The organism is Planococcus sp. TJ-201 (genome assembly GCF_058268495.1).
This window is the reverse complement of record NZ_JBZDOG010000001.1, coordinates 885,827-908,815: the sequence shown is the minus strand read 5'-3', so window position 1 is coordinate 908,815 and position 22,989 is coordinate 885,827. Positions and strand designations below refer to the sequence as shown.

General features: G+C 43.0%; 19 protein-coding genes. 14 read left to right on the top strand and 5 right to left on the bottom strand.

All coding sequences use genetic code 11. The annotated features are described in order from the left end of the window. Window positions 1–114 precede the first annotated feature (114 nt). Window positions 115–2,016: a S8 family serine peptidase gene (locus AC4EG4_RS04680; protein ID WP_490987181.1), complete on the top strand. Its 1,902-nt coding sequence runs from the start codon at window positions 115–117 to the stop codon at window positions 2,014–2,016. 115 nt (window positions 2,017–2,131) lie between these two features. On the opposite strand, the gene AC4EG4_RS04675 is transcribed toward AC4EG4_RS04680, so the two are convergent. Beyond that, complete coding sequence (locus AC4EG4_RS04675; protein ID WP_490987058.1) at window positions 2,132–3,226, bottom strand: S-layer homology domain-containing protein; 1,095 nt, start codon at window positions 3,224–3,226, stop codon at window positions 2,132–2,134. A 219-nt stretch (window positions 3,227–3,445) separates the two neighbouring features. On the opposite strand from AC4EG4_RS04675, the gene AC4EG4_RS04670 reads away from it, so the two are divergent. Next, complete coding sequence (locus tag AC4EG4_RS04670; RefSeq protein ID WP_490987057.1) at window positions 3,446–5,806, top strand: bifunctional 2',3'-cyclic-nucleotide 2'-phosphodiesterase/3'-nucleotidase; 2,361 nt, start codon at window positions 3,446–3,448, stop codon at window positions 5,804–5,806. Between the two features lie 111 nt (window positions 5,807–5,917). On the opposite strand, the gene AC4EG4_RS04665 is transcribed toward AC4EG4_RS04670, so the two are convergent. Together AC4EG4_RS04665 and AC4EG4_RS04660 are read right to left on the bottom strand one after the other, a co-directional pair. After that, window positions 5,918–6,961 (bottom strand): hypothetical protein, encoded by a 1,044-nt coding sequence (locus AC4EG4_RS04665; RefSeq protein WP_490987056.1) that lies wholly within the window; start codon window positions 6,959–6,961, stop codon window positions 5,918–5,920. Window positions 6,962–6,972: 11 nt separating this feature from the next. Then, window positions 6,973–8,415, bottom strand: a complete 1,443-nt coding sequence (locus AC4EG4_RS04660) for an MBOAT family O-acyltransferase (protein WP_490987055.1) — start codon at window positions 8,413–8,415, stop codon at window positions 6,973–6,975. Window positions 8,416–8,740: 325 nt separating this feature from the next. On the opposite strand from AC4EG4_RS04660, the gene AC4EG4_RS04655 reads away from it, so the two are divergent. The 7 genes from AC4EG4_RS04655 to AC4EG4_RS04625 all read left to right on the top strand — a co-directional run bounded on the left by AC4EG4_RS04655 (window position 8,741) and on the right by AC4EG4_RS04625 (window position 15,158). Next, entirely contained in the window at window positions 8,741–9,682 is a 942-nt protein-coding gene (locus tag AC4EG4_RS04655) for a glycosyltransferase family 2 protein (protein WP_490977461.1), read from the top strand. After that, window positions 9,679–11,421, top strand: coding sequence for a DUF6020 family protein (locus AC4EG4_RS04650; protein ID WP_490977462.1), 1,743 nt, complete (start codon window positions 9,679–9,681; stop codon window positions 11,419–11,421). Before AC4EG4_RS04655 ends, AC4EG4_RS04650 begins: the two co-directional genes overlap by 4 nt. After that, window positions 11,414–11,752 (top strand): EamA/RhaT family transporter, encoded by a 339-nt coding sequence (locus AC4EG4_RS04645; protein WP_490977463.1) that lies wholly within the window; start codon window positions 11,414–11,416, stop codon window positions 11,750–11,752. Before AC4EG4_RS04650 ends, AC4EG4_RS04645 begins: the two co-directional genes overlap by 8 nt. Further along, on the top strand, window positions 11,739–12,083 hold the full coding sequence (locus tag AC4EG4_RS04640) for an EamA family transporter (protein WP_490987054.1): 345 nt from the start codon (window positions 11,739–11,741) through the stop codon (window positions 12,081–12,083). The genes AC4EG4_RS04645 and AC4EG4_RS04640 overlap by 14 nt, the downstream gene beginning before the upstream one ends. A gap of 522 nt (window positions 12,084–12,605) precedes the next feature. Continuing rightward, a complete protein-coding gene (locus AC4EG4_RS04635) occupies window positions 12,606–13,547 on the top strand; it encodes a GDP-mannose 4,6-dehydratase (RefSeq protein ID WP_490987180.1) in 942 nt (313 codons plus the stop codon). Window positions 13,548–13,575: 28 nt separating this feature from the next. Further along, window positions 13,576–14,739, top strand: a complete 1,164-nt coding sequence (locus AC4EG4_RS04630; RefSeq protein WP_490987053.1) for a glycosyltransferase — start codon at window positions 13,576–13,578, stop codon at window positions 14,737–14,739. 179 nt (window positions 14,740–14,918) lie between these two features. Beyond that, the gene (locus AC4EG4_RS04625; protein ID WP_490987052.1) at window positions 14,919–15,158 is read left to right on the top strand and encodes a hypothetical protein; all 240 of its coding nucleotides are present in this window, start codon (window positions 14,919–14,921) and stop codon (window positions 15,156–15,158) included. Between the two features lie 169 nt (window positions 15,159–15,327). Here AC4EG4_RS04625 and AC4EG4_RS04620 read toward each other — a convergent pair whose 3' ends face one another. Then, entirely contained in the window at window positions 15,328–16,251 is a 924-nt protein-coding gene (locus tag AC4EG4_RS04620) for an LCP family glycopolymer transferase (RefSeq protein ID WP_490987051.1), read from the bottom strand. 15 nt (window positions 16,252–16,266) lie between these two features. Then, window positions 16,267–17,049 (bottom strand): SGNH/GDSL hydrolase family protein, encoded by a 783-nt coding sequence (locus tag AC4EG4_RS04615; RefSeq protein ID WP_490987050.1) that lies wholly within the window; start codon window positions 17,047–17,049, stop codon window positions 16,267–16,269. A gap of 181 nt (window positions 17,050–17,230) precedes the next feature. Here AC4EG4_RS04615 and AC4EG4_RS04610 point away from each other — a divergent pair, with 181 nt between their 5' ends. The 5 genes from AC4EG4_RS04610 to wzy all read left to right on the top strand — a co-directional run bounded on the left by AC4EG4_RS04610 (window position 17,231) and on the right by wzy (window position 22,984). Beyond that, window positions 17,231–17,953, top strand: coding sequence for a YveK family protein (locus AC4EG4_RS04610; RefSeq protein WP_490987049.1), 723 nt, complete (start codon window positions 17,231–17,233; stop codon window positions 17,951–17,953). 4 nt (window positions 17,954–17,957) lie between these two features. Next, window positions 17,958–18,659, top strand: a complete 702-nt coding sequence (locus AC4EG4_RS04605; protein ID WP_490977470.1) for a CpsD/CapB family tyrosine-protein kinase — start codon at window positions 17,958–17,960, stop codon at window positions 18,657–18,659. 48 nt (window positions 18,660–18,707) lie between these two features. Further along, entirely contained in the window at window positions 18,708–19,475 is a 768-nt protein-coding gene (locus tag AC4EG4_RS04600; RefSeq protein WP_490987048.1) for a tyrosine-protein phosphatase, read from the top strand. Window positions 19,476–19,600: 125 nt separating this feature from the next. Beyond that, window positions 19,601–21,436, top strand: a complete 1,836-nt coding sequence (locus tag AC4EG4_RS04595; RefSeq protein ID WP_490987047.1) for a polysaccharide biosynthesis protein — start codon at window positions 19,601–19,603, stop codon at window positions 21,434–21,436. 183 nt (window positions 21,437–21,619) lie between these two features. Then, on the top strand, window positions 21,620–22,984 hold the full coding sequence (wzy, locus tag AC4EG4_RS04590; protein ID WP_490987046.1) for an O-antigen polysaccharide polymerase Wzy: 1,365 nt from the start codon (window positions 21,620–21,622) through the stop codon (window positions 22,982–22,984). Window positions 22,985–22,989: the final 5 nt, after the last annotated feature.

Here is a 22,989-nt window from a genome sequence, read left to right as displayed (position 1 = left end):
CTTATATACTGTTATTGTAAACAAATCAATAAGTTTGTTAAATATTTCTTATCTTTTTGGAAAATATTATAAAAAAATCATGTGCAAGCAAAGGGGGACTTTTTGTTGAAACTGGTGTATAGCTTTTTTAGTGCTTTTCTTCTGTTAGTTGGTACGGGGTCATTAATGGTTTCAGCAGACGTCGATGAAGAAAAGCGCATGATTGTCATTTATGAAGAAGAACAAAAGAGCTTTTCAATTGCCGAGAAGACGGAAGATTTTGGCGGTTCTGATATTGAAGTTTTTGATGAAGTGTCTGTCGTTTCCGCGGAGATGACCGAGCAGGAAGTTCAAGAACTTTTAGCAGATCCATCCGTTAAAGCAATAGAGGAAGATATCGTCTTTACGTTAAGCGCACAATCAGAAGGTTGGGGAATTCCGCAGATCAAAGCACCTACAGCCTGGAAATCTGGTTTTACGGGGAAAGGCGTGAAAGTGGCTGTTATCGATTCAGGGATTGCGAGTCACAGTGACTTGCGCATCGCTGGTGGGGTTTCAACAGTCGACTATACCACTTCGTATTCGGATGACCAAGGCCATGGCACACATGTTGCGGGCATTATTGGTGCCCTTGATAATGGCATCGGATTAAAAGGTGTGGCGCATGAAGCGGAGTTGTACGCAGTAAAAGCTTTTGACAGTGAAGGAAATGCCTATTTGTCCGATTTGATTAAAGGCGTCAATTGGGCGATGGAAAACGATATGGACATCATCAATTTAAGTGGCGGATCTCCTGACGAATCAAGCGTTTTTAAACAAGTATTTGACCGTGCTTACGCAAATGGTTTATTGATAGTCGCAGCTGCCGGAAACGTTGGAGTATCTACCGGTTTGGGCGACAATGTTGATTACCCAGCTCGCTATTCTTCCGTTATCGGAGTCGGTGCAATCGGACAAAATTCCATTCGTGCCAGATTTTCTTCTACGGGTCCATCAGTTGAGGTAGTGGCTCCTGGAATGGATATCTACAGTACTGTGTTGAACAATCGCTTTGGTTATATGTCAGGCACGTCAATGGCGGCACCTTTTGTGGCTGGCCAATTAGCTTTAATGAAGCAAGCCTATCCGAAATTGCCAAACAAAGACTTGCGGGCCGTGTTAACAGAAGATGCGAAAGATTTAGGGCAAGCGGGAAGAGATCCGCTTTATGGCTTCGGATTGGTACAGGCCTCTTCCTATACGGCTCCCAGAGTCTCTGAAATAGGCAATCCACTGGCTAAGCTTGCTTTTGACAAAACATCGATTACCAGTTCCATCGGAAAATCAGTTCAGCTTGCACTAACTGCAACCTATACCAACGGGGAAGCCATCAATGCAACAGAAACTGCTACTTGGGTTTCTGCCAATCCGGCAATTGCTGACGTATCCAAAGGAAAAGTAACAATGAAATCAGTTGGCAGTACAACTATTAAGGCAACGCTTGGAAGCAAAACGGTGTCATTGAAAGTAACAATACCGCAAACGGCAGATCTTTTTACTGATGTTCCGGCAGCGTATGTGCCGGCAGTCGGTTATTTGGTGGAAAGAGGACTCACCAATGGGGAGAGTTCCACTAAGTTTGGTTTCCAGAACGATATTCTCCGCGTAGATGCCGCAATTTGGCTGGCAAAAGAACTTGATTTAGATCTGGAAACGGCTCCTGCATCTGGATTTAGTGACGTTCCAACTCGTGCGGTGTCAGCTGTAAATGCTTTGAAACATGCTGGCGTCATCAACGGCAAAACCGCAACGAGCTTTGGAGCTACTCAAAAACTGACACGTGGTGAAATTGCTTTGATTCTTCAGAACAGCTATGATCTTCAGCCAAATGGCGAAAAATTGCCGTTTACGGATGTAGGACTGCGTTATGAAGAGGCTGTAAATGCATTGGTAGCAAACCAAATCACCAGTGGATTGACCGCTACGCAATTCGGTGTTGATCAATATGTAACACGTGGACAACTGGCCATTTTTATTTATCGATTATCTTCTCTGTAGATTACAGTTTTGCGATATACACCAGTGAATTAAGACCAAATTGAATCCGAAAAAAAAGCCGGAAGCTGCTGCTTCCGGCTTTTTTCTATTGAATTGTGTGCGTGCCTGGCACGCATTACTCTACTTTAAACAACTCAGAGGTTACCGTACCATCTGCATTTACTTGTTTTACTTTGCCGTATCCTTCGACCATATAGTATTTATAGCCGGTGCCATGGTTAACAGACGGATCTGCTGGAACGGTCACTTCGACTGCGTTGGTAAAGGTTTTGTAAGGTGTTTCGACCGTGACATTCACGCCTGTGATTGTGCTGACAGGTGAGTAATTATTATCTATATTGAAGACTTTGCCTTTTTGGATCGGGTAAACCAGTTCAGTGGTAAATTCAGAGAACGGATAGCCAATGATGTACATATCATAGGTTTCGTCTTCTGTATAAAATATGTCTCCAGTTATTCCTTCGCCAAAGTTTTCCCAAAGGAATCCAAGCGGCTCACCGTGAAGTTCTGAATCATCTGTATAACGCGATTTTAGGACCATATCAGTCTCTGTTTGATAGGAATAAACTTTTGTTTTGTCCCGCAAGTATGAATTTTCCATGTGGGTATCATTTTTGAAAACCGGTTCCAATCCACGGGCAAGGAATGCCGAGAATTGACCACGAGTTACATTGGTCATTGGGCGGTAGGTTTCATCAGAATAACCAGCTGTAATATTGTAAGAAACAATCGCTTTCACCGGCTCGAAAGCTTTCATATTCACCGATACATCCTTGAATTTATTATTACTCGAAAGAGGCATCGTGAAAATATTTGACAGCAAAATCGCCATATCTCCACGGTTGATTACTGCGTCCGGACGAAACGTTCCGTCTGGATACCCATTTAAAAATCCTGCTTCTTGTGCAGCAGCAATATAACCGCTTGCCTTGCTGCTTTTGCTGACATCGGTAAAGTTAGTCGCTTTTTGCGTGCCGTCCAAGTTTTTTAATTGGCCGATCATAATCGCCGCTTCGGCACGTGTGACCACCTGATCCGGTCGAAGAGTTCCATCCTCATATCCGGTAATGACTTCTTTATCGACCAGGTAGTTCATCTCGTCATAAAAACGGTGGTTCTCTGACAAATCAGAAGCGGCCAATGCAGGTGTTGCGATTAAACTAAGAGCCAATACAGCGCTGCTTAGAAACATTGTTTTTTTCATGTTCATCCATCCTCTCTCCTAAAATTTTTCCAGTACATCTTTAGTATACACGGAATAGTTACATAATTGGGATTTATATGTAAAGTTCTTAATTGTGTGCGTGCCTGGCACGCACACAACTCCCAAACAATTCACAAATATTTTCTTTTTGTAAATGTCTTCTATTATTTCGGTTCTCGTATATAATTTAGTTGTTGTACTATTTAGTCAAAGGGAGATGGAAAGATGACGATCGGCAAAAAGGTTTCGGTAATTCTTGCAGCTTTTGTTCTGGTACTCAGCAGTTTAGTTACAGTGGCGCCAACACAAGCAGCAGCGAATGAAGTGACGAGAGGCGAGTTTATTCAACATTTAGTGACTTCTTTAAAACTTGATCTAGGGGATGGTTCGACGATCAGTTTTAAAGATGTTAATAAGGAATTGGCTCCATACGTAGAAGCTGCTTACAACTTGAAGTTGACAAGTGGTAAAACTAAGACGGTTTTTGCACCAAATGAAAAATTGTCACGCGAGCAGGCGTTTTCGATAGCTTCCCGCGCCGTAATGACAGATAAAGTGTATTCGACTGGCTTGCTAAGAGGATTTAAAGATAATCGCTACTTGAGCCAGAGCTTGTTGAAAGACTTGGCCAAAGGGGTAGGCATTGGTTTGCTGATTGGTTATGGAGACAATACAGTAAAACCATCGAAGACGGTTTCTCCAGGTGAGATGCGGGCAATTGTCCAGCGTTTGCTGAAAGAATACCAGCCGGTGGGCAGCAATAATGTCACATTGCGCATTTTGGGAACATCTGATTTGCACACAAACTTCGTCAACTATGATTATTATCAAGATAAAGTGTCAAACAGCCTCGGGTTGGCAAAGACAGGTGTCCTGATCGAACAGGCACGCGAAGAAAACAGCAATTCACTGTTGTTTGATAACGGAGACTTGATTCAAGGAACGCCTTTTGGCGGCTATAAAGCAACAGTTGATCCGATCGAGGAAGGCGAACTGCACCCTGCATATGCGGCACTTGAATCACTGGATTTTGATGCCTCCACTTTAGGGAACCATGAGTTTAACTTCGGTTTGGATTATTTGGACGAAGCATTGGATGATGCACCGTTTCCTGTGTTGAATGCCAACGTTTACGATGCCAAAACAAATGAAAACCGCTACGAGCCTTATACCATTATCGACAAAGAAGTGGTCGATGGCAAAGGCAAAAAACACACGATCCAAGTAGGTGTCATCGGAATCGTCGCTCCAGACATTATGAAGTGGGACCGCGCGCATCTTGAAGGAAAAGTAATCGCTAAAGATGCAGTAGAATCGGTCGAGAAATTCCTTCCGGAAGTGAAAAAAACAGGAGCCGATGTTGTCGTGGTCCTATCGCATTCTGGAATGGGCGATGAAACGCATGAAATCGGAGAAGAAGACATCACGTACCAGCTTACAGAAGTGGATGGCGTAGACGCCATCATCACGGGCCATAACCATGATGTGTTCCCTGGGTCTTATAGTGACTTGAAAAACGTCAATCAAGAACAAGGGACAATCAATGGTACACCTGTCGTCATGCCTGGCAACTTCGGAAGCCACTTAGGTGTTATCGATTTGCAGCTAGCGCAAAAAGGCAAGGAATGGCAAGTGGGATCAGGCAAAGCACAATTGCGTGAAATTGATGCAGAATCTGATGCTGTTTCGCAGCAAGTGATTGACGCTGTCAAAGAAACGCATGAAGCCACAATCGACTATGTCCGCAGTCCAGTCGGTGAAACTACAGCACCAATCAACAGCTATTTCTCATTGGTACAGGACGATCCATCTGTCCAAATCGTCAACAATGCACAGACTTGGTATGTCGAGCAGCAAGTAGCCGGCACAGCCAACGCAGACTTGCCAATTTTGTCAGCAGCAGCTCCGTTTAAAGCAGGCGGACGCAACGGCGGCAATTACTACACAGACATCAAAACAGGTGAAATCGCTATTAAGAACGTCGCCGACCTTTACGTTTTTGACAACACGATTTACGCCTTGAAATTGACAGGCAAAGACGTAAAAGAATGGTTGGAAATGGCAGCAGGCCAGTTCCAGCAAATCAACCCAACAGCGACAGGCGAACAGCAATTGATCAACAACGATTTCCGTACCTATAATTTTGACGTCTTGGATGGAGTCACATATGAAATCGACGTGACCGTACCTGCGAAATACGACGCAGAAGGCGTTCTTATCAATGCGGCTTCAACCCGCATCAAAAATCTTTCTTATGATGGGAAACCAGTTACCGATGCACAGGAATTCCTGGTGGCTACGAATAACTACCGCGCTACTGGAAACTTCCCTGGCGTGACCGATGCTAAAGAAGTCATCGACTATGCATATGAAAATCGCCAAGTCATCATTGACTACATGCTGGAAGTCGGAACCATCGACCCTTCGGCAGATGCCAACTGGAAGTTCGCACCTATTGCGGGCGACCAGAACATCGTCTTTGAAACTTCGGCCAATGCACAAAGCCTGATTCCAGAAAACAGCGGCATCAGCTATGTTGCACCTTCTGCCAATGATTTTGGCAAATACAACATCGTGATCGAATAAAATCAAGACAAAAGAGCTTTCCGCGATAGGCGGAAAGCTCTTATTTTTTTATTGTGTGGGTGCCTGGCACCCACACAATTTTTTATCGAAACATACAAAAGCCAAAGTCGCTCATTTTACTTCCGCAGCTAACGTTCTAACCATAGCCAAATGTTCTTCAATGTTATCTTCCGTGACCAGTACACCAAAATCTTCCGGCACGTCTGCATCTTCACCTTGTTCCATCCGTTTGGAAATCAATTCTCCGATTTCAGGGTAAAAGTGGTGGCCATCGTAATAATTCATAATGTCATTTGTAACCGTGTTCGGGTACATGAAATTCCATACACCGCCATAGACATCCACTAAATCGCGCAGCCATACTTCATATTCATCCAATAAGCCGGTCGAAGTCAGTGACTTGAACAGTTCCGTAGAAATCGGAGTTGTATATACGATTTTTTCGGCTTCTGGATGGCTGTCGTGCACTTTTTGCATGATTTCTTTGTACTTGGAGTAATAAGTGTAATGGTCGCCATAGAAGGTTTCTTCAAAACGAGTAATTTTGGCAGCTGTATCCTGCTCGATTTCTTCTTCTGATAGTCTCTTCGCAAACGCATCACCTTCCCGATTATACAAGCGGTCAGCATTTATTTCATTTGCTGCTGACAACTCCAGGTTGTCGACCGCATAGCCCAGTACATCAAATGACAATAAGTTTTTTGCCCGGTAAAACGGCTCCTGCACCTTTGTTTCATAACCAGTAATCGCCCGGGCATTCTTCGCTTGCTCTTCACTGGATTTGAAAAAGTCAACGCCGAGTACCACACGTTCGTAATCAGGGTTCTGATCAAAGGCATAAAGCTGCATTGTGTAATACTCACGCATCGAAAGGTTGGCTACTGCAAAGTTGTAAACATTCCATTCCTGAAATCCTGCAGGTTGTACATACGTACTGCGGCTGGAACCAAGCAACAAAGTATCCGCATCTGTCGGGTGATACAGCTGCTGTGCAACTTTTTGTTCGCGTTCATCAGCGACAATCTGTACATCGTTTAGGCCATGGGCGTGGCTGTAATGCCACAAAGGATCAATCCAAAAATTAAAAGCGGCGACTATAAACGTCAAACTGGCGAAAATCGCCATGACGGCAAAGCTGAATTTTTTATCGTTCATGGGATCATCTCCTAAAAATTAAAGTACAGGAATTCGCTGACTTGCTGCAGTTGCATAACACTGTAAAAAAGAAGGACGGATATGAAAATGGCCATACGCGTATTGCGCTGTTTTTGTTCCATGATCTCAACAGAGTTTTTCGTGAAGAATACCAGGGCCAAACCAATCATCAATGTTAAAGTGATTTCCCAAGTAGACGTCGTAAAGGGCAGGGTCAATACCCAGTCTTTATTGATGGAAGGAAACAATGAAACAAAACCGCTTGGTAGATAAAATCCGTTAAATCCGAACATTGCTTTCAAGACAGTCACAGCGTCTGACAGTGTCAACGCGCGGAAAAATACCCAGGATAGGTGGACGAACAAGAACGTCACTATCCATGCCGCCACTTTGTTCATGCTATAGCCGGCAAGCTTCCACCAGCGGCAAATGACACTGGCCAGGCCGTGCATCGCACCCCAGATTAGAAACGTCCATCCGGCACCATGCCAAATGCCGCTAATAAAGAAGATGATCAGGATATGCAAATAAGTGCGTACAGGTCCTTTTCGATTTCCCCCAAGTGGAATGTAAATATACGTTGTCAAAAAATGCGACAGCGTGATATGCCAGCGTCTCCAGAAATCTTGGATATCCAAAGCTTTGTATGGAGAATTGAAATTGATCGGCAGACGGATATTGAACAGCAAGGCAAGTCCAATGGCCATATCAGAGTAACCGCTAAAGTCAAAATACAATTGCAGCGTATAGGCCAGAGTTGTGAACCAGCTGTCCACGAACGTCAGTGACTCCACGTTTCCATAGCCTTGATTGGCCCATTCGGCAAAAGTATCCGCAATCGCCACTTTTTTGAAAAGGCCGATGGCGAAAATCAACAATCCTTTGGAGATGTTTTCATAAACAATCCGATACGATTCTTTGGCCGAAAACTGTGACATCACTTGACGGTGATGAACAATCGGCCCTGCAATCAATTGCGGGAAAAACGACACAAACAATCCGTAATTCAAAAAATTATACTCTTTCGTTTCCAACCGGTACGAATCCACCAAATACGCAATTTGCTGGAATGTGTAAAAGCTGATTGCCAATGGCAACAAGATATTTTTCAGCACCAAATCTTCGCCAAAAACCACATTGATGTTCTCGACAAAAAAGTCATAGTACTTATAATAGCCAAGCAACAGTACATTAAAAAGAATGCCGGCAGTTAAAATGCTTTTCCGGTAAACGCCGCCTTTATTGCGCCCAAGAAAAACCCCGATTGCATAATTGAGCAGCATCGAAACCAAAATCAACGGCAAATAAGCAGGATTCCAATAGCCGTAAAAAAACAAAGAAGCGATCAGCAGCCAAGTTTTGGCAAACGGAATGTGGATGCGGCCAAGAATATAATACAAAATCCAAACAATTGGTAGGAATAAAAAGATAAATTCAAAAGAATTGAAAATCATGTCCGGACACCTTCACTATACTCGTATTAATCGCTCGAAAAACGCCAATATTCCATTCGATCAAGCTTAATAACCAGCCGGCAGGAAAGCGATTATCATGCCATACCGACTTTATAAAGTTTCATAACTCATCTATTATAACTTGCCTAAAAAAACTTGTCATAATTATTTAATGGTCTTATAGACTCAAAAAAATTGTGTGGGTGCCTGGCACCCACACAATTCAAAATACACATAAATCCAAATTCAAAACCTATTTCACTAAATCCTGTAATCATGATATGATAGTTTAGTTAATGCTTATGATTAAAAGGAGAACATGTCTATGAAAATTGCAGTACTACTGCCTTGCTACAATGAAGAAATGACGATTGGAAAAGTAATCGAAGATTTTAAACGAGAACTCCCAGAATCTACAATATACGTCTATGACAACAATTCGAGTGATAAAACCACGGAAGTTGCACTTTCTCATGGTGCGGTGGTCCGTCAAGAGCCTCGCCAAGGAAAGGGCAACGTGGTTCGGTCGATGTTCCGTGAAATCGATGCGGACGTCTATGTAATGGCGGATGGCGACGATACATACCCGGCAGAATTCGTCCACAACATCATCAAACCCGTGATTGCAGGGGAAGCTAACTTGGTGATTGGGGACCGTTTGTCGAACGGCACTTATTTCAATGAAAACAAGCGGAAATTTCATGGTTTTGGCAACACCCTTGTCAAAAACTTGATCAACCGCCTGTACAAAAGCAACATTAACGACATCATGACAGGTTATCGTGCGTTTGACCGTTTGTTCGTCAAATCGCTTCCGGTAACAAGCCCAGGTTTTGAAATCGAAACTGAGATGAGCATTCATGCGTTGGACAATAATTTCCTCATTAAGGAAGTTGCCATCGATTACCGTGACCGCCCTGAAGGCAGTGAATCCAAACTGAATACCATCCAGGATGGCATCAAAGTGCTGCGGATGATCTTCACATTGTTTAAAGACTACAAACCTATGCTGTTCTTCTCATGTTGGGCAGTGCTATTCTTTATTCTGGGCCTTGCTGCTGGCATTCCCGTGATTATCGAATACGTTCAAACCGACTTTGTCACACGCATCCCGTCAGCAATCTTGGCAGTGGGCTTAATGATGCTTGCCATGTTGGCGTTTGCTTGCGGACTTATCCTTGATACCGTTGCCGGCACACATCGAAAACAGTTTGAACTCGAATTAATCCGGATCAGTGACCGGATAAAAGGTGAGAAAACTCTATGAAAAAAACGTACTTAATAGGTGCTGCATATTTTGTTGCAGCACTTTTCCTTGCATTTACAGCCATTTTCTACTTCCAGCCGATCCGTAACGCGCATCCTTTGCTCATCGGAGCTGTCACACTCGGGCTTTTTGGTTTGCTTGTGTACAGCCGTTCGTTTATCCACACGGTCAAAACGTGGCCGCGCGGGAAAAAGGTCAGTCTGGCCATATTCATGCCGTTGTTTACAGTATTGGCAGGACTCAGCCTATTAGGCAATCAGGAATATTTAGCCGATAATCATGTGCTTGTTAAAGCAGCGGTTTTCATCGGCCTTTTCCTGACAATCGCTCTTATTGTGCTAGCGATCATCAAGTTGCTCCTTAGCATCAAATCACCAGAAGGCGAGCAAAAAGTATCACTGCTGTATGTGCTGCTCTTCATGCTGCCGATGCTTGGTGCTTCACTTGTCATGTTCATCGCCTTTTATCCAGCTGCCATGACGCCGGATTCCTTATCGCAATGGGAACAATCCCAAACCCGCGAGTTCACCAACTGGCATCCGGTCATGTTCACCTGGCTCATCATGTTCCTGAGACAAATATGGGACAGCCCGGGCATCATCGCCTTATTCCAACTATTCGCTTTGGCGTTGACGATGGGGTATATGGGCTACCTAATGAAACGCTTTATGGTCAACACGTGGATTATCTGGGCTGTGCTAATTGTCGCTGCCGTTGTTCCGGTTAACTCGATCATGTCGATTATCATCTGGAAAGATGTGCTGTACAGCACTTCTTTATTGTTCTTTTCGCTATTGATTTTACTGTTGGTCAAAACGAAAGGACTGGAAGCAAAAAAAGTTTCTTTCATCCTATTATTCCTGTTGGGCTCGTTCATGCTGGTGTTCTTCCGGCATAACGGCTTTCCGGTATTCGTCATTACCATGATTGCGGCATTGATCATGTATCGCCACATGTGGAAGCAGTTGCTGCCTATGGCACTCGGCATCATCATTCTTCACCAAGTTGTTACCGGTCCCGTATACACGTCGCTTGATGTTGTGCCATCAGACCCGCAGGAAGCACTTAGCATTCCAACGCAGCAAATTGCCAACATTGTCACGAAAGAAGGTGACATGACCGAGGAGCAGCGCGCGTATATTAACGACTTGATGCCGCTCGAACTATGGCCGGAGAAATACAATCCGTCCAGCGTCGACCCCATCAAATTTTCATGGGGCGAGTACGACCGCTTTGTCATTTATGACGACCCAGCGCAATATGCCAAACATTGGGCGCAGCTGGTCGTTCAAAATCCCGGTCTTGCAGTAGAGGCCTTTCTCGATGAAACGGCTTTGGTGTGGCAGATGCGCTTGGAAGAAGACGGACACATGAACCGTTTTGTCACCAACATCTACTATGGCAATGAATTCAACTTGCTCAACCAAATCATTTACCCAAGAGTTACTTCTGCCGCGCAGCAGTACTTGAATGTTGATACGGAGGCAGAAGAGTTTCTGTGGCGTCCAGCGGTTTATTTGTTCCTAATTACGCTGTTCATCTATGTCGCGTACTTGCGAAACAATTGGCGAATTTGGTTGATCCTGTTGCCGATTGCTTTAAATACCGCAGCTGTCATGGCCACCATGCCGGCTCAGGATTTCCGCTACCTGTTCAACACGTCGTTGTTCATGTACGCGGCATTCCTGATCAGCTTGATCAATTTTGGTCCCAAAGAAGGTGGACCTGCCCGTGAATAACACTGAAAAAACAGCTCCCATCGGCATCCTGCTAATGATCTTTGCCGCCATCTCAACGGCGACCGGCCAATTGTTGTGGAAAATGTCCGATGCCATCCTGGATTTGCACATGCTCGGCGGCTTCGTGCTGTACGGCATGGGAGCGGTGCTGATGACCGCAGCTTTCCGTTTTGGCAAGCTGTCGGTTTTGCATCCGCTGCTGAGCATCGGCTACGTTATCGCCATCTTTTACGGAGCTGTGTTTTTGGATGAAGCCATCACGATGAACATTTCCATTGGCACGGGGCTGATTTTGATTGGCGTGATTGTAATAGGGGGTGACAGCGATTAATATTCTGTTGATCCTCTTGCTGGTCACCATGACCTGGATTGGTGCATTTGGCGGCTATTTCCTGAAAAAAGCATCGTCTTTGAATATTAATATGGAGCGGAAAGCATTTATGCTGCGCTTGCTATTCGGGGTTTTCCTGTATGGCGTCGGTGCTATCTTGAACATTGCGGCACTGAAGTTCCTGCCCTATACGGTAGTGTTCCCGTTAACGGCGATCACGTATATTTGGACCATGGTCCTATCCTATTTTCTTTTAAAAGAACGCATCGGCACCCGTAAAATAATCGGGGTCTTGCTGATTGTCACAGGGGCTTTTGTACTTGTGAGCTAAAAAAAGCTGCAGATAGTCTTGGCTACGCCAAACTCTATCTGCAGCTTTTTTTATTTGTGCTCTATTATATAGAAGGAAAATAAAAAACGTACACGAAGAAAGGCCGTATTAGTTCAACATATCTTAATTAGCAATAGCATTTTAGACTTCTTTATCATTAGATTGCGAATCTATTGAACGCACAACTAATCTTTAAGGTACATGATCTGCCTGCAAAATTTGAAGGTTGATCCATTTTTTTGAAAAAATAAGTTAAATTATTCCCGATTGTACATATAGTCATGACTTTTTAAAATAAATATGAACAAAAAGATATAAATTTTACATAAAGTATAATGCAAAATATCTAAAAATCATGTATACTAATTAAAAATTTAGAAAATAACGTCTTTTAACCTATTTTTAACTTCAATATCCTAGTATAGAGATTATTCCTGATACAAATGGCACGGTTCAGCTTTTAAGAAAGCTGTTTTACGCCAATGAGTGTTCTTCAATAATCCAGCAAGGAGGTGAACGGTTATAAGCGCTAAAACTATACTTGTTACCGGAGGCCACGGATTTATCGGATCCCACATGATTCATTATTACATGAACAAATACCCGCATTATCAGATCATCAATATCGACTACAATACCGATGCTGCAAATCCGGATAATATCGAATGTCCGGACCAGGCAGACCGTTATGCGTTTCACCGGGTGGACATTCGGAATGCACACGCAATTAGCCATCTGTTCGAGCTTTATGACATTACCGATATCATCCACTTTGCGGCAGAAACGCGGAGCATGGAGCGGGTCGGGGAAATTCGTCTGTATGAACAAACCAATGTGCTCGGCACAATGAACTTATTGCATGCTGCTCAAAATGCCTGGATGTTTGGGCCGCATCAGCCAAATCCCAACTATGCAGGCTCACGCTTTCATCAGCTGTCACTGGCTGAGGCTAAGGACAATAGCCTGTACAGCGACAGCAAGCAGCGAGCAGATGCGATGATCCAAAACTTTTATGAAGAAAGCGGCTTGGGTATCGTCACTACAGCGACTCCTGAAAGTTTCGGGCCAAGGCAGCAGGAGGACGAACAGGTTCCGAAGTTCATTCGTCAAGCGCTGGAAGGAGAGCTTACACTGCCAGATAGCGGTCCACCGCATGATTGGCTGTTTGTCGGTGATTTATGCGAAGCCATTGATACGGTGTTTCACCTTGGAGATGCAGGGCAGCGCTATACGATTGGCTACAGTGCGCGTTTGGATGACTGGGAGTTTTCCCGGCAAATCATCGCTGCCGTAAACGCATATTTCCTGGGAAATGATAAGGATCAAGTGAAACCGGTGCGCCCGCCCGTTCAGCAGCAAGTTCTTGGTTTTGCACCGTTCACGCCTTTTGAAGAAGCCTTGCGCATGACGACCGAATGGTACATCAAAAAATACCAATACGCTGACTTTATGAGAAAACAATAGAAGACATTCCGCCAGATGAGGTGAAGGTATGATTTCATTCAGTAATGACGTATTCTTTGATTTCGAAAAACAAGCGCGTCCCATCAAGTCAATCGCACTTATTCATAAAAACATGAAACCCGGTGGAGTGGAAATGCTGGTCGTCCGTATGGTCAAATGGCTGTGCGCCCATGATTACAAAGTGACCCTGTTTTTGTTCAGCAGCGGGGGACCGTTGCTGAACCAATTGGACAAAGTCAAAGGTGTAACGGTTGTTGTAGATGAAGATACCAGCGAGCCTTCAGTCAATCTGTGGCTTGTTACCAAAATGATGCGAATGCGCTTTGATGATAAATTCGATTTGGTGTACTCATTTGGTCCAAAGTCTTTCCTGTTGTCTTATCTACTGCCGGCAAAAAAACGGCTGTCCGGTGTCTACCATCCAGAAAGCTACAAGTTGGACCGAGTAACAAGCGTGGTCAAAACGCTCAAACTGATCGATCCGAAGTTCCATACAAAACTGCTTTTCATGAACCCCACGATTCAAAAAATGACTGAGCAGGCGATTGGCGAACCGTTGAACAATTCGATTTTTCCCATGCCGCTCGATCTTTGCGAACCGACGAAAATCCAAGGCAATTTCAAGTCGCGCCGTATTGTCTCCATGGGCAGGCTTGCGCATTTCCGGACGTATAACTACTACATGATCGACATTTTAGAAAACCTGATCCAAATTGATCCTAAATTCACCTTTCATATTTACGGGGATGGGCAGGACGAAGACAGTCTTCGTGAGAAAATCGCAAATTCCCCAGCCCGTGATCATATTTTCATGCACGGCGCTTTCACGAGCATGGGCGACAGAAAACGCGCATTGGAAGACACATTCTGTTTTGTCGGGATGGGCGTCCCGCTAATTGAAGCAGCAGGCTGCGGCATTCCGGCTATTGCTGCAAAAATCAATGACTCTTTTAGCTTAACGGAAGGCTTTCTTCACCAATTGCCGCCCTATGAAAGCGGCGATTCATTTTCTCAAGAAAGCGAGCTTTACAGCGTCCAAGAACAGATTGAAGAGCTATTGTCCAGTGAAGTAGAGTATCGGAAAGTATCCAATCTGGATCGCATCAAAGCAAACGAATTTGAAAGCAATCACGTGATGGAAAACTTTATCAAGCAGGCGGAAACCATGAACTTGTTGGCGCGGCTTCATTAATTGCCTGGAGTAGATTGAAAGTTTGCTTAACAGCAAATTAAAACAAAAATAAGGAATTTTACAAAGAGTATGCCATTTAGACTAGCTAAAATGGGTTTCGGAAACTATAATGGAAATATAAGTAGATAACAGATACGCGAGACCTATACTAATAATGAAGAAAGCGAGTTGAAAGGCTTATGACGGAGTATGACTCATACAAGGAAAAAGTTGAGAGACGACATAACAAGCCCTTAATAGAAGTCATGGAGGATCTTTATATCAAAAATAATTTTGGTGCTTCGGTAAGTGCAAAACAACTTGGCATACCACGGCAAGCCTTTATGCACTTTGTTCAAAAATACGAGTTAAAAAAACATAAGTTTGGTGAATATAAAAAAAAGATGATGATTTTGCCGGATCGTCAGAAGGCCCGGTAAAATAGCCCGCAAAACCCGTTCCCTAATCCCAGGAAGCGGGTTTTTGCGTGATGAAGTAAGAGGAAGCAGATATAGGTGATGTCTTAATTGAGAACTCCTTGTTCATCCAGCTGCAACGAAATTCCGAAAAGAAAAGCGCAACCCCATAAAAGGATTGCGCTCATCACCTCTACATATTCAAATGCTCTTTCAAGGTCGACTGAATCTCTATCAATTCGGCATCATCCATCATATAATACCAAACCCCGTTGATCGTCTCACCATATCCATCTTCTACCATAATCTGATCAACGGTCCCGATGGCATCGCGGTAATTCGACTGAACATCCATCATTTCGTCAAACGTCATGTTCGTACGGACGTTGTCGCCAAGAGCGGTAAAAATCTCTCTGAAGTTGAGCAGGCTGTTAACCGATGCTCCTTCTTTCATGATGCCTTGAATCACTTGCTTTTGGCGATCCTGGCGGCCAAAGTCACCGTTTGGATCCTGCTTGCGCATTCTGACATAAGCTAACGCTTCCTCGCCGTTCAACTCAAGGTTGCCGGCAGCAAACTCGTCAAACGCCATCGCGTTGTTTACTTCTACACCACCAACTGCATCCACAATGTCTTGGAAGCCTTCCATGTTTACTTGCATCACGTAGTCAATCGGAATGTCCAATAAGTTTTCCACGGTTGCCATCGACATTTCGATGCCGCCAAATGCGTAGGCATGATTAATCTTGTCCATCGTACCGCGTCCAACAATCTCGGTGTAAGTATCACGCGGAATGGAGACCATCTTGGTGGATTGTTCAGCCGGGTTCACCGTCATGACAATCACGGTATCCGAACGGCCACGGTCGTCTTCGCGTTCGTCGACACCCAACAACACAACAGAAAATGGATCTTGGTCATTTAATACGACTTCCTGGTCAGTCGCTCGTTTGTCTGAAGCTTCGCGTTCAATAGGTTCGTGGATTTCTTCCAATGTATTGGTGAAACTGTTGTAGACGGTAAACAAATAAATGCCAAGACCGATGACAATCAGCCCAAGTATGCCTAAAACCCATGGCCATTTTTTCTTCTTATTCTTTTTCTCTCTTCTGCTCATCACATAATTCCCCTTTTAGTCAGCGATAAAATACGCTTCCAGTTCTTCTGCCCACAATGCTGCGCCTTTGTTGTTCGGTAAGCCGTCTTCTGTTAAATAGTCTTCAAGAAGTTCATCTTCAGTATCAGGCCATGCGGACCAATGGTTAATATAAGCATAACCGCTATTCACCGCGTACTCTTCCAAAGCAATGACTTGTGCCAAATAATAACCAGCACCGTAAATCGGCTGCGGCGGATGAAGCACAAGTACCGCATCTGCCACTTCAACAGTGACTGCAGATTCAAACGCAGTAATGTGTTCGCGCTCCTGCTCAATGGCGATGCGGCCATTGTTCATCAACGTCATCGGCTCCAGCAACACCAAATCGTAACCTGCCGAAAGATCAACATTGGCCAAGGCTTCGGACGTTCCTTCTAATGAAACGACGCTAACTTCGAGAAAGTTGCCGTACGCTTCTTCCAAAGCACTTTGCAGTTGTGCCGCGTAGCCCGGTTCCCCCGACTCAAGAGCTGCAGAGCCGGCAATGAGCATCTTCAAGTTGCCACTGGCGCTTCTTTTTTCAAAAAGCTCTTGGACTTGTCTATCCATATTATCCGTCAACCCATCAATGTTCACAAGTTCGACATCAGCAGCGGGTTCCGGTTCCTCTTCTTCCATTTCTGCCGTTTGTGCATTTGCGCTTTCCGGTTTTTCCAATACATTTGCCAATTTGTCCTGCCACGTCAAGTAGCTGAAAACCAGTACAACTACACAAACAATAACAGCCAATACAGCACCAATTTTATACAAATTCATGAGAAACTCCTTTCAAAAAACATCCATTCTTACAAATAAAGATAGCATAATTCCTTCTAATAGCCTATATAACTTTTTAAAATTGGAAGTTCTTTCGGCTCCTACCTATGCTATACTATTTTAAGTTGTTTATGAATAAAAAAATGATAAGAATTTGAAAATAAAAGGAGATAATCACCAAATGGAAGAAACCATCAGCTTACAAGACCTGTTCAAAACCTTGAAAAAACGAGCGGGATTAATTGTGCTCCTCACCATTTTAGCCATCACCATCGCAGGCGTTGTGTCGTTTTTGGTCTTGACCCCGATGTATGAAACGTCTACACAGATTCTGGTCAATCAGGAAGAGACAGAAGCTTCCCAGTTAACCAACCAAAACATCCAAACCGATCTTCAATTGATCAATACATACTCAGTCATCATCAAAAGCCCGGCTATTTTAGACGAAGTATCGAGCCAGTTGAACCTAGATATGTCAGTCGAACAGCTGAACAGCAAAATCACGGTCGCTACGGCAGAAAATTCGCAAGTGGTGAACATCACGGTGCAGGATGAAAACCCGGCAGTGGCAGTGGACATTGCCAATACGACCGCAGAAGTATTCGAAAGCGAAATTACGGAATTGATGAATGTCGACAACGTGTCCATCTTGTCTCCAGCGGTACTCAAGGAAAATCCGGCTCCAGTTGCACCCAACCCGATGCTCAACATGGCCATTGCGGCTGTCATCGGATTGATGCTCGGCGTAGGAATCGCGTTTCTTCTGGAATACTTGGATACTTCCATTAAAACCGAGCAAGACATCGAAGAGTTTCTTGGCATTCCATTGCTTGGCATCATTTCTCCGATAAAAGAAGAAGCCAAACTGGAACAAGCAACAGCAACAAAGAGAAGGGCGGGATAACCCAATGGCAAGAAAGAAAAAAGTCCTGCAGGAAACTGCACGTAAACTCATCGCATTTACAACACCACGATCGTTCGTGTCGGAGCAATTCCGCACTTTGCGAACCAATATAAATTTCTCATCACCAGATGCTGAAATCCGCACCATGGTGGTCACGTCGGCGGCTCCTTCTGAAGGAAAGTCGACAACGTCTGCAAACTTGGCCGTAGTTTTTGCGCAAGAAGGCAAAAAAGTCCTGCTGGTGGACGGGGATATGCGCAAGCCCACTACGCATTATACGTTCCGTATGGGAAATACGGTTGGCTTGTCGAGCGTGTTGACCCGCCAAAACACCATTCAGGAAGTGATTCGTCCAACTGCCGTTGAGCGATTGGATTTGATGACGTGCGGCCCAATTCCGCCAAATCCGGCAGAACTGCTTGCGTCCAAGTCAATGACAGCCTTGATTGACCAGCTGAAAGACATGTATGACTTGGTCATTTTTGACGCACCGCCTGTTCTTTCCGTAACGGATGGACAAATTTTGGCGAACAAATGCGAAGGCACAATTCTGGTGGTCAGTTCAGGCAATACGGAGAAAGAAATGGCGCTAAAAGCAAAAGAAGCAATTGAATCTTCCAACAGCCGCCTCATTGGCGCTGTGCTAAATAATTACGCGCTGGCAAAAGACAGCTACTATTATCAATATTATGGAAATGCAGAGTAAAAAGGACCCCCTTTTTACTTTTTTTAAAGCCCAAAGGAGGAAGAAAGAATGATCGACACGCACGCCCATATTCTGCCCGGACTTGATGACGGAGCGGAAACAATGGATCAGACAAAGCGCATGCTGGAAAAAGCTGTAGCCGAACAGCTGACGGGCATTATCGCCACGCCTCACGCTTTTCATCCCAATTTCAATACAAACCTCGCTGCATTAAAGAAGCAGCTGGAACTGGTCAACAGCTGGATCGCACAAGAGCAGCTGCCGTTGACCATCTACAGCGGACAAGAATGCCGCTTGAGCGAAAAATTGCCGGACAAATTGGTCGCAAAAGAAGCGCTGACTTTAGCTGAATCCCGGTATGTCTTACTGGAGCTGCCATCATCCGGAATTCCGGCATATACCGTGCCGATCATCCAGCAATTGATCACGCGCAATTATGTGCCGATCATTGCGCATGTTGAGCGTAACCAAGGCATTATTGAAAAACCAGAGCGGCTCAAGAAACTGTTGATCCACGGAGCATTGGCACAAGTGACAGCCGGTTCGGTTGCGGGCAGCTTCGGCAAAGCGATTCAACGCACAGCGATGAGCTTGATTGATGCGAACTTGATTCACGTCTATGGCTCTGATGTCCACAGCTTAGACAAGCGGCCATTCCTGTTTAACGAAGGTCTGGACTATTTGGAAAAAAAGAAACAGCACGATATGGTCGACATATTTTTGGAAAACAATGAACGGATACTCCTGAACCAGCACCTTCATGTATTGGAGCCGGAAGATATCCAAAAAGGGAAATGGTGGAATATTTTTACTTAATAATTAATAAAAAAGTATTTTTTTGTTTTAAAAATCCTATCATTTCCAATCCATAATATGTTAAATTTAAAAAAGACCGTGAACATATGTGTATAAAGTACTGGATATTGAAAGGGTTGAATGTTTTGTCGTTGAAAAATCGTGTTTCTTTATTACTAATTGTGGACTCACTTATTGTGTTTTTCTCTATCTTTGTCGGTTACTACGTATTGTACCCTTATACAGCAGTTCTTCATAACCAATTCTTGATGGCCAGTGCATTGACGATATTCGTGGCACACCATGCCTTGGCGATGTATTACGGCTTGTACCGAAAAGTATGGGAATACGCTTCAATCGGCGAATTGGCGTCTATCTTTAAAGCGGTCAGTTGGTCAATCGTCGTCATTGGGCTGGTCCAATACATGTATAGAGGCGATGTGTTGTTTCGTGCGTTGGCGATTACATGGATGCTGCATTTGATTCTGATTGGCGGATCACGGCTGTCGTGGCGCTTGTTGCGCGACAAAAAGATTAAACACAAAAGTTCAGAACTCAAGCGTACCTTAGTGGTTGGTGCCGGAAAAGCAGGCAGCTTGGTAACCCGCCAACTCTTGAGCAATCCTGAAAATGGACTACTCCCTGTATTGTTTGTCGATGACGATAAGAACAAGCAGGGCTTTGATATATATGGCGTCCGGGTGGTACAAGGCGGCACAAAAGACGTTACCAGTATTGCGAAAGACAACAAGATCGATACGATCATCATTGCCATTCCTTCACTCGGCAAGCAGGAAACTGCAGAGCTAATTAAAATGTGCATGGATTCAGGCGTCCGAACCCAAACGATTCCGATGATTGAAGACGTCATGACTGGCAAGTTATCGGTAACGGATATTCAGGACGTCAAGATTGAAGATTTGTTGGGACGCGACGAAGTGAAGTTGGATATGGACAAAATCGCGAGCCAACTGACGAGCAAAACGGTTCTCGTAACCGGTGCGGGCGGTTCGATTGGCTCTGAGATTTCGCGCCAAATTGTTCGCTTTGGACCGAAGAAACTGTTGCTTTTGGGGCACGGAGAAAACTCCATTTACTTAATCGATATGGAGCTGCGCCAAAAATTATCCGCTGATACGGAGATCATCCCGATTATTGCAGATGTTCAGGACCAAAAACGCATCCTGGAAATTATGGAAACTTATAAGCCGGATGTTGTCTATCATGCGGCGGCACATAAGCATGTGCCGCTCATGGAAGGAAACCCAATGGAAGCCGTTAAGAACAATGTATATGGTACGAAAAATGTGGCAGAAGCTGCGCATTTGTGTGGAGTCCGTAATTTTGTCATGATATCAACGGACAAAGCAGTAAATCCACCGAATATCATGGGGGCGACAAAACGCTTTGCCGAAATGATCGTACAAAATTTGGCGAAGCGAAGTGATACGAAGTTTGCAGCAGTACGATTCGGCAATGTTCTTGGGTCACGTGGTTCCGTAATTCCGTTGTTTAAGAAACAAATAGCAGCAGGAGGTCCAGTTACGGTGACAGATCCTCGTATGACACGCTATTTTATGACCATTCCTGAAGCTTCTCGACTTGTTATACAAGCTGGGACTTTAGCTGAAGGCGGAGAAGTTTTTGTGTTGGATATGGGCGAACCAGTTAAGATTGTTGATTTGGCACAGAACTTGATTCGTTTGTCTGGGTATACAGAAGGCGAGATTGGCATCAATTATTCTGGGATTCGTCCTGGAGAGAAATTGTTTGAAGAATTGTTAAATGATAACGAGATTCAGACTGATCAGGTGTTTCCAAAGATTTACATCGGGAAGGCAAATCCTGTGAGTGAGGGTGAGTTGACTTACCTTTTAGATAAGCTCCCTGAGATGCGGAATGATGAGGTTAAGGATGTGTTGGTCACGCTGGCTAATCGAAAGAACGTGGCAATTCCAAAAGTCGAAGCTGGTACTGCTTAGAAAAATAACGAGAAAATTAGAATAAACTAGTAAGATTAAAAAGGTTTTAAACAGAACAGAAAAAGTAAATAATAATATTTATATGAAGTTTTTTCTATTTTTAAATATAGTAGCATATAAAGAAAACAAATATTTACCGAATACTAATACTGCTGTTCAAAATACTTGATTTGGGAGAGATATATGCTACTTAAAAAAAATAATTTAATAAATATTACATTTACTTTAATAACTTTAATATTTTTATTTGTTTCATTAGACAAAGAAATCTATTATTTGAATATACTTACAATAGCTACTATATTTTGTGTGTTATTAACATTATTAAATCTATATAAGAATAAAAATGGTTTGATATTTGTTTACTTAATCTATTTGTTTTTATCTTGCCTAAGTATCCCTTTTATAGAACTTTTTGTTGAGGATCCTCTGTCAAAATTATCTTTAAATACAAGTTGGTACTATCTTCCTTCAGCTGACAAGAGTATATTGATCGCCTTGATATTCGTAACTGTTTTTTGCTTTTTTGCTAATTTTTTTACTTGTATAAAAAAAGAAAAACAAAGAGAATCTTTAGATTTAAATTATATTGAAGTAAATAAAAAATACTATGTTTTTGGATGTGTCTTAGTAATAAGTTTTTTTGTATACTTGGCTTTTCAATTCACAAGCGGAAATCTGCCACTATTTTCAACTTATCAAGAATATTTTTCAAAACTGAATAATGTCCCATTTTATTCTACTTTTCTGTTTTTATATGCTATAGGAATAGTGTCACTCATAGCTACCAGCGATTCTAAAAATTATAAATATACAATTTTACTTATATTGCTGCCTGGTTCATTATTGCTTATTACAGGTAATAGAGGAGAGTTGCTTTATCCTTTAATGGCTGGGATGGGTATATTAATATTACGAGAGGTAAAACTTAATTTTAGAATTCTCCTTCCATTACTCTTGATTTTCTTTTTAATAATTCCTTTAGTAGGACAAGTTAGAAATATTGATAAACTTAGTGATATTAGCGAAATCAATATTTCACCAATCGATCCATTTTTAACTATTGGTTACACTTTAAGACCTCTAATTTATACTGTAAGTTGGATTGAAAACGAAGAAGAATTAGTTTATGGAGAATCTTTTTTTGTCCCATTTCAAAGAGGGGTAGCAAACAATTTTCCGGGTATAAAAGCTATTGAATATACAGGGAAACCATATAATTATAGAGAACGACTTCCAACAATGGGGTACTCAATAATTGCGGAATCTTATCATAATTTCGGTAAATATTCTTCTTTGCTAATTACACCCCTAATAATATTAATATTGTTAATAGGAGAAAATAAATCTACACCATTAAGAATAATAATTTCTGGAGGTATAGGAGCAATATTAATTAACAATGTTAGAAATGCTTTTTCCTTTGTACCCGCTCAAATAGTTATGTTGTTACTTTTATTGATTGTATTTAATTTGGTCTGGAAATTAGTTAAAAAAAATAAAAAAATAAAAATTCACAGTAATAAAAGTGTGCTAAAAAATATATAGTTTTT